The sequence below is a fragment of the bacterium genome, assembly GCA_016124905.1.
Classification (GTDB): Bacteria; Pseudomonadota; Alphaproteobacteria; order Rickettsiales; family RI-342; genus RI-342.
This window is the reverse complement of record WGMV01000005.1, coordinates 19651-28227: the sequence shown is the minus strand read 5'-3', so window position 1 is coordinate 28227 and position 8577 is coordinate 19651. Positions and strand designations below refer to the sequence as shown.

At 57.4% G+C, this 8577-nt stretch carries 9 protein-coding genes; 3 read left to right on the top strand and 6 right to left on the bottom strand.

Annotation, left to right across the window (positions count from 1 at the left end; all coding sequences use genetic code 11):
• The 6 genes from GC177_01220 to GC177_01195 all read right to left on the bottom strand — a co-directional run.
• On the bottom strand, positions 1-1373 hold a 1373-nt coding region (locus GC177_01220), incomplete at its 3' end, for a hypothetical protein (protein MBI1274574.1).
• A 195-nt stretch (positions 1374-1568) separates the two neighbouring features.
• Complete coding sequence (locus tag GC177_01215) at positions 1569-2900, bottom strand: HAMP domain-containing protein (protein MBI1274573.1); 1332 nt, start codon at positions 2898-2900, stop codon at positions 1569-1571.
• Positions 2897-3622, bottom strand: a complete 726-nt coding sequence (locus tag GC177_01210) for a response regulator (GenBank protein MBI1274572.1) — start codon at positions 3620-3622, stop codon at positions 2897-2899. The genes GC177_01215 and GC177_01210 overlap by 4 nt, the downstream gene beginning before the upstream one ends.
• The gene (locus GC177_01205) at positions 3586-4032 is read right to left on the bottom strand and encodes a hypothetical protein (GenBank protein MBI1274571.1); all 447 of its coding nucleotides are present in this window, start codon (positions 4030-4032) and stop codon (positions 3586-3588) included. The genes GC177_01210 and GC177_01205 overlap by 37 nt, the downstream gene beginning before the upstream one ends.
• On the bottom strand, positions 4010-5314 hold the full coding sequence (locus GC177_01200; protein MBI1274570.1) for a murein transglycosylase: 1305 nt from the start codon (positions 5312-5314) through the stop codon (positions 4010-4012). Before GC177_01200 ends, GC177_01205 begins: the two co-directional genes overlap by 23 nt.
• A gap of 3 nt (positions 5315-5317) precedes the next feature.
• A complete protein-coding gene (locus tag GC177_01195; GenBank protein MBI1274569.1) occupies positions 5318-6148 on the bottom strand; it encodes a Tim44/TimA family putative adaptor protein in 831 nt (276 codons plus the stop codon).
• Here GC177_01195 and secB point away from each other — a divergent pair.
• From secB to ilvC, 3 genes are read left to right on the top strand one after another with little or no spacing between them, the layout of a single operon-like run.
• Positions 6111-6674 (top strand): protein-export chaperone SecB, encoded by a 564-nt coding sequence (gene secB / locus GC177_01190; GenBank protein MBI1274568.1) that lies wholly within the window; start codon positions 6111-6113, stop codon positions 6672-6674. The two genes, GC177_01195 and secB, sit on opposite strands and share 38 nt — an antisense overlap.
• Entirely contained in the window at positions 6674-7447 is a 774-nt protein-coding gene (locus tag GC177_01185) for a hypothetical protein (GenBank protein ID MBI1274567.1), read from the top strand. Before secB ends, GC177_01185 begins: the two co-directional genes overlap by 1 nt.
• A gap of 30 nt (positions 7448-7477) precedes the next feature.
• Positions 7478-8497, top strand: a complete 1020-nt coding sequence (ilvC, locus tag GC177_01180; protein MBI1274566.1) for a ketol-acid reductoisomerase — start codon at positions 7478-7480, stop codon at positions 8495-8497.
• The last annotated feature ends 80 nt before the right edge of the window (positions 8498-8577 follow it).

The window sequence follows — 8577 nt, the reverse complement described above, 5'->3', positions numbered from 1 at the left end:
GCCGTTTGCGCATGTTTGGAAAAATCGACGAAATCGCCAAAAATACCGGCCAGTTCCGCTGAAACCGGAACAGCAGCGGTCATATAAGCCTGCTCAAGCTGGTCGCGGGTATAACCCTGTGCAATTGGACTGGCAAGAAAGCGGTCAATCATGGAAGGATTGGCCGTGATGAAGTCCTTAAAGGTTTGCAGCGCACCGGCATCCAGCAATTCTACATGCGGGCAGATTTCGTTGATGAGTCCAGCAAAGCCTGCATAGACAGGGTTATTCAGGTCCACGCCACCATTGGCAATATGTTCATGAATGAAACTGCGCACACTTGCCAGATCACGCGTGGCAAGGCTCTGGTAGCGAACGTCGCTTTCACCCCATGCAGCCAGCGCATTGGCCTTATAACGGTCAAGCACATCCTGCGTCAGGTAGAGATCCGTTACCTGGTTCAGCACGGCCGGATGTTCATTGAGATAACCGATGCTCAGGCGCTCAGGCACGGCAGTGGCGAAATTATGCACATTGAAAGCGAATTTGGACGGATCCAGAAAATCGGTATTGTAATCCACCGCTTCATCGGCAAAACCCGGCTGAAACACATTATACTGGAACACATCGTCAAAATCGGATTCCACCTGATCACCGTCATGCCCATAGCGGAAACGCTCAAATCGCGGCGATCCAAGGCGACCGTCATGCGCTTCGGTAATAAATTCTGCTGAAGATGGAACCGTGCCGTTGGCTTCCATACCGCGAATCTGGCTGCGGATGGTCTGGTAATAATTATTCTGGGCAATGATCTGCGCATCCGGGCTGAGTTCACTCAGCGGGTGAGCCGTCCAGGTTTCATAATCAAAAAAGCCCGGGCCCCAGCTTTGCGTGGCGGGATTATACACCACACCCGTATCCCGCACATAGGCATAATGCACGGCGCCGTCGGTGCCCACACTCAACGTGCCGCTATAGGCAAACCCCTGAAGCTGGTTTTTCACGGCCGCCATATGCTCATTGAACGTGGCTTCCATGCCAGGCTTCACCGCCCAACCGCTGCCATCGCGCCATTCCAGGTAATTGAGAAAATTCGGATCCGCCATGCCGGCAAGCTGATCGCTGTTTAGCGCGGGGTTGCTGCCGCTTGCCAGATAACCGGCACTGCCGGCCAGAACATCAATCAGGGAACCCGGAGCCAACACATGATTGCCCGGAATGCCCGCATAACCGCCTATCAGGCTTTGCTCAAACGCCGTTTTGGCAAGATACTGCACGTCAAAACTGACCATACCGCGCACATGTGCGTCATTTTGCGCATCAATAACCCCTTCAGGCGAGGCATAGGTGGTGGAATAACCGGGGATAAACGGCCTGTTGCGGGGGTCGGTCATGCGGTGCTCCTGCAGGTCGGGTTAAGCTTTGCTAAACTTTTGGTTAATTTTTTATAAACTATTTAACCGTCAGGGGCAAAAACAATTGCGTGAAGTTTTTTTGACAAACCAAGCAAAACTGCTTCATAGAGCCGTCACATTGATTAACGGGTCTTAAAATGCGGCGAAAAAATAAGCAACCAATGGTTATGTGCATTACCTGGGCAAGGTGATTTCAACCATCAGGCCGCCCATGGACGACCTGCCCAGCCGGATAAGCCCCCCATGGGAAAGCACCACATCCTTGGCAATGGCAAGGCCAAGCCCAACCCCGCCCTCGGGTTTAACGGCATGCGCGGCATTGTCGCGCGTACGGGCCTCGTCCAGCCGCTGAAAGGCCTCAAGCGCGCGGCCATAATCATCCTCCGCAATGCCGGGCCCGTCATCCTCCACCGTAATGCGCACATTGGCGCGCGTGACCTGGCAGACCACCCGCGCGCGGGTGCCGTGACGCTGGGCATTATTAAGCAGGTTGGATAAAGCGCGGCGCATGGCCTGTTCCCGCAGCAGCAGCGACGTATCCTTTGGGGCCTCCAGCTCAAATGCCTTGCCTTGGCGTTTGTAATCCGCCGCGAGATTGTCCAGCAATGCCTGAATGGAACATTCGGTTGGCGGCTCGGTGCCCTCGCCCCGAACAAAATCCAGATATTCACTGATCATATATTCCATTTCCGCGATATCACGGCTCAGATCTTCCCTGCCGCCATCCTCTTTCATCAAGGCAATCTGCAGCTTCATGCGCGTCAGCGGTGTGCGCAGATCGTGCGAGATCGCCGCCAGCATATGCGTGCGCTTGGCCACCTGCCGGCGGATGCGCTCCCGCATCAAAAGAAACGCCTGTCCGGCCCGGCGAATTTCCAGCGCTCCGCGGGGTTTGTAATCCTCCAGCCCATCCTGCCCGCGGCCGAATGCCTCGGCGGCCTGGGCAAGCTGTTGAATAGGCCTAACCTGGTTACGCAGAAAAAGTACCGCAATGGTCAAAAACACCAGCGCCGCGCCGTTGATCCAGATCATGAAAATATAGGTCGTCGGGCTGGCTACCCGCTTGCCCGATGCCATAACGCGCAAGGTCCCGTCCTTCAGATGAATCAGCATCAGGATATCGTCATCCGGACCGAAGCTCCGAATGCTGAACGGTTCTTCCAGCCGGGTGGAAAGTTCTGTCTGCAAGCGGTCAAACCGTCCCTCATCCAAACTGGGCTCCGGTGGCAAAGGCGCCCCGAACGATGCCTGAAGCGCGAAATACTGCTGGGCAAGCGCAAGCGATGCCTCGCGTGAATCCGGGTTTTGCGCGCGCCGCGCCACATAGGCCACCTCATTGGCCAGCGCGATGGCCATATGGCGGCTGACATTATCCCAGTGCCGCGTGTAAAAAATGGTGGTGGTCACCGCCTGCACCAGCAGGGTTGGCAGCAGCACCAGCAGCAGCGCGCGCGCATAAAGCGTCTTCGGCAGGATGGCCCGCAACCATGCGCGACGTCGGCTCATGCGCCCACCCCCGATGCCTGAAGGCTGTAACCCGCGCCCCGCTGAGTACGGATGTAAATAGGCTGTTTGGGGTCCGTTTCTATTTTACGCCGCAGGCGCGTCACATGCACATCCACCCCGCGTTCGCTCTGGCCGTCGGCTGGCAGATCAAGCAGACGGGCCAGCTCATCGCGCGTCAAGGGTTGGCCGGGCTTTTCCGCCAGCGCTTCCAGCAGGGTGGTTTCAGCGCCGGTCAAATGGATGGATTGACTGCCGCGCCACAATAGTTTGCGCGCCTTATCCCATCTGAACGGTCCAAACATGACGCTGGTTGGCGCAACCGGGCGGTTACGCCGGATCATCCGCTCTACTTTCAGGATCAGCTCACGCGGTTCAAACGGTTTGGGCAGATAATCATCGGCCCCCTGTTCCAACCCCCGCACACGATCATCCGCTTCCCCCAGCGCCGATAACATCAGCACGGGCACCTGGCTTTCCTGACGAATGGCATGCACCAGCTCCAGCCCCGTCATGCCGGGCATCATCACATCCACAATCAGCATATCAAACCTGAACCACCGCATCATCTGCTGTGCCTCAAGCCCATCGGCGGCCACGCTCACCTGCGCCCCATGCTCCAGCAAAAAGCGCTGCAACAGCTTTCTCAGCCGTTCATCATCATCCACCACCAGGATATGAGCTGCTTTCATGGCTTGTGCCTCACATTCAGCACAATGCGGCATTCCGCGCCATGGACATGAAACCGCGCCACACCCGGCATCACTTCCAGCCAGCGCGGCAGCTCACGCTTCAGCACCCCGCCACCGGGTCGGCTTCTGCCCATACCGGTAATCACCACCATGCGTTTCAGGCCCGCCTCAATGTTCCATGCCACGGCCTCGCACACGGCGTGAAAGGCCTCGGCCTCTGTCATACCATGCAAATCCACGACTGGGCAGGCGGAATCCGCTCTGCCGGGCAAAGGCGGGCTGTCCGGCAGGCTTTTATGGCGCGCCGCCCGTGTTACCGGCTGCACATCCTTCATGGATTCCCGCCACATTTCCGCATCTTCAGGCAAGGGGTGCGCGGGCCCGACCCCGCGCGAGGCGGGCATGCGCGGCAAGCGGCGCTTAGGGTTGCGCGGCGGCAGCATCAGTCAACCCCTGCTCGCGCGTTTTAGGCAGCAGTAGGATCATCTCTCCGGGAGATTTCATCGCCCCGGCCATGGCGGCGGCTTCGTCCCCGCTTCCCCAGAATATATCGGCGCGACCCGGGCCCGTAATGGCCGAGCCCGTATCCTGCGCAATGGTCAGGTGCCGATAGGCTTTGCTTGGGCTGGACGGCAATTCCGGCGTGACCGTATCCACCCACACGGGCAGCGCCATCGGCAGGAGGCTCCGATCCACCGCCAGGGAACGCTCGGGCGTCAATGGCGCACCCGAAGCCCCAACCGGCGCATCGCCATCCTGCCATTTGAAGAAAACATAGGACGGGTTGGTATGCATGATATCCTGCGCCTTGCCGGGGTTGTCGCGCAGCCATGTCTGGATGGCTTCTGCCGACACCTTGTCCTTTTCCAGATAGCCCTTTTCCATCAGCGTTTTTCCGATCGCATGGTAAGGCTGGCCGTTCTTTGCGGCGAATCCGATACGGCGGCTTTCCCCATTGGACAGCACCAGCCTTCCGGAGCCCTGAACCTGAAGAAAGAAAAGATCAACCCGGTCATAAGCATAAGCCAGCACCCGCGCGCGGGAGGCGATATCGCCATGGTCGATCTCTTCACGCGTATAATAAGGCACCAGTTCATTCCCCTGCCTTCGGCCATAAACCACCGGCCCTGCTGGCGCACCCAGTTCAGACGGGTCGGCCATTACCAGGTCGTTCGGCACGGCGTAAATGGGTATCTGCGCCTTGGGCGTCCTTTTAAGTTCCGCCTTCATGCTGTATTCGTAGTAACCGGTGTAAAAAGCGGGTTTTTCCTTATCCCCGATGACGCGGTAAGGCGTGAAGTAACCCTCAAAAAATTCGCGTGCCGTCGCATGATCCGCCTCGGCGTCGATGAATGCCTGCTGGCAAGCGGGTTTCCAGTCTGCCGCCTTGCCGCCAATCACCTCCGGCTTCACCGGCGCTTTATCATCCATCCGTAAAATCGAGATACAGCTGTCTCGGAATGCCCTCAGCGCATCCTGCTGCACATCATCCGCCCAGCCTTCCATCGCGCCGAATGCGACAGGCTCCATGCGCAACACCTGTGATCCAAGCTTGATCACCTTCGGACCCGGGCTGGTTTCCAGCTGCGTTGGTGACGATACGGCGCTTTCCTGTGGCGGACGCTTCAACGACTGGAAAAAATCCCGCCACTCCGGTGGCATGCTCTCGCATCCGGCAAGCAACGCAAGGGTCAACAATCCACCCGCTATGCGCCACCGCTTCATGGATTAAAGCTCAACATCGGTGGCAACCAGTTTCCAGTTCGGATCCGCCGAACGGATATCGCGTTCAAAGCTCCAGGTATCTTCCACGGCATCCACCTGAGAGGGGTTGCCCTCCACCACATTACCTTCCTTGTCGCGCACCAGCGTTACCTGTTCAGATACAAACCGCACCGTTAAGGTCACCACGCTGCCGTGAATGGCAGCTCCTGCCAGTTCCGCGCTGCGGATGACAATCAGCGTGGTTTCCTGTGTATGCCCCTTGGCTTTCAGCTCTTTGATGCTGCTCATGAAGCTCTCGAGCAGCGCGTGTGAAAGCAGCATCTTCAGGCTTTTACGATCGGCCTTGCTGTAGGCCTCCAGAACCATTTCAAACGCCGTCTTGGCCCCCTCCATGAAATCCCGCAGGCGAAAGCTCGGGTCCTGGCGGCGAATAGCCTTCAGCGCGGTGGATATCTGCGCCGATTGCGACGCGGCAATGAAAGCGGCGTCGTTTTCCTCTTCCGGCTCTTTCATGCTCGCGGTTTTGACCGGTGCGGGCAGCGCGGCATCCGCAACGGGCTTTACAGCCGCGGGTCGGCGTTCGATGTCAGGCTTGATGGGCTGCTCGGGCAGGTCCACATGCTTGCCAAGCATGCCGCGCAGCCGCAGCACAACAAATATGGCAACCAGTGCCAACACCACTATATCCGCATATGCAAAACCGTCCTGCATGGCTTCTTCCATCCTGATTGATGGCCCACCCTTAGCACTGGATAACGCAAAATAAAAGCGTAGCCGGGCGATTTTCCCTTGATGGATGACAAATCCGTATCCTTCAATTACAGATGCCTCCATTCAGAACACGCAAGAAAGGCATGCAATCATGGCCAGCAATAAAAAATCCGCCCCTCAGGCGACCGCCCAGCCGGTTACCGGCGGCGAAACCGGCTTTCAGTTCAACACCCATTATCTGCGTGACCTTTCGTTTGAAAATCCGCAAGGCCCGGTTGGCCTCTTCACCCAGCCGAAAGACAAACCCTCCATTGACCTGAATGTGGACCTCAAAGCCCAGCGCCTGAACGACAACAGCTACGAGCTCATCATGATCATCGCCGCCAAGGCCGTGGCTGACGGCAAGCCGCTTTTTCTGGCCGAGGTGCAATATGCGGGCATTTTCACCATGCTCAATGAGCAGGCGATGGAAAACGCACAGTATCTGCTGCTGGCCGAGGCCCCCTACGCGCTCTTCCCCTATGCGCGCCGGGTTATTTCCGATGTCACGCGTGATGGCGGCTTCCCGCCCCTGATGCTTGATGGCGTGGATTTCCGCAGCCTGTATGAAACCCGCATGCAGTCGGCTTCCCAAAAAGCCAATGCCTGATGCGGCAGGCCAGCGGCATTTTCGATAAGTTCGGCCGGGCATTTCGCCTGATCCGGCAGGATTATGCGCGCATCATAGGCCTGGTGATGGTCCTTTTCGCCATACCGGACTTTTTATCGCAGATATGGCTTTACGATGCCTGGCAGCAGAACCTCCCGCCGGACATGCTGAAAAGCGGCGCGCCCGTCACGCTGGATATACTCGCCTCTTACATTCCAGCCGAAGTTCTTATAGGCGCCATCCTTATTTCCATATTAAGCAAACTGTTGCTCCTCTCGGCCAATGCGCTGCTGATTGCCAGCAACGAACAGCGTGAGGAAGCCAGCGCCGCGTTGCTCGTGACCGCAAGCGTCACGTTGCTGCCCCGGGCAGCGCTGCTGTGGATGCGCGTGTTTTTACACATCCTGGCAGGGTTCCTGATGATCGTTCCGGGTATCGAACGCCTCTTTGCCGCCCGTTTTGCCTATTACGAACTGATGCTGGAAAACAAACCCACCGCTGAATCCGTGGCATCGGCCGATATCATGGCCAATGGCTGGCGCTGGCAACTGGCCGGGGCATTCTTTATTTACATATTGATATTCATGATTTTTCTGCAAGTTTGGGCTGTCGTCACCAATCTGCTGAACGGTCAGGAATCGCTTCTTTGGCTGATGTTTCAGGGACTTCTGACCGGATTGATTCACTTTACCTTATTCAGCGTCTATGTATGGTGCTGGCTGGAAGCCCGCATGGGCCTCAAACCGGTTTCCCCTTTTGGGACGCCCAATTAGGTAACAATGGCATAAAATAAGGACATCGCCATGCAAGTCTATTACGACAAAGACACCTCGCTGAAACCCATCACCAGCAAGAACGTAGCCATTGTGGGTTACGGCAGCCAGGGCCACGCCCATGCGCAAAACCTGCGCGACAGCGGCGTCAAAAATATCAAGATCGCCCTGCGCGAGGGTTCCGCTTCCGCTAAAAAGGCACAGGCCGCCAATTTCGAGGTCATCAGCGTGGCCGATGCCGCCAAATGGGCCGATGTTCTGATGGTGCTAATTCCCGACGAACTTCAGGCCGATACTTATAAAAACGAGATCGCCCCGCACATTAAGCAAGGCGCGAGTCTGGCTTTCGCGCATGGCCTGTCCATTCATTTCGGGCTGATCGAACCCCGTAAGGACATCAACGTGTTCATGGTCGCCCCCAAAGGCCCCGGCCACATGGTACGCCACGAATACGAGCGCGGCAGCGGCGTTCCCTGCCTGTTTGCCATCCATGCCGACCCGAGCGGCCAGACGCGCGACCTCGCGCTTTCCTACGCCAGCGCCGTCGGCGGCGGCCGTTCTGGCATCATCGAGACCAACTTCCGCGAAGAATGCGAAACCGACCTTTTCGGCGAGCAGGCCGTGCTCTGCGGCGGCCTCACCCAGCTCATCAAGGCCGGGTTCGAAACGCTGGTAGAAGCCGGTTACGCACCGGAAATGGCCTATTTCGAGTGCCTGCACGAAGTCAAACTCATCGTGGACCTCATGTACGAAGGCGGCATGGCCAACATGCGCTATTCCATCTCCAACACGGCGGAATATGGTGACTATGTCACCGGCCCCCGTATCGTGACGGAAGAAACCAAAAAAGAGATGAAACGCGTACTGGAAGACATCCAGACCGGCCGCTTCGTCCGCAACTGGATGCTGGAAAACCAGGCCGGCTGCCCGAGCTTCAAAGCCACCCGCAAGCGTGAAGCAGCCCATCCCATCGAGGCCGTCGGCGCCAAACTCCGCGGCATGATGAAATGGATCCAGAACAAGAAACTGGTGAATACCGAGTTAAACTAAGCCGTTAACAATTAACGGTCACCGCAAAGGCTGCCTTTTTAATCGAAGGCGGCCTTTGTTTTGTCAGCGAAGAGCGATTG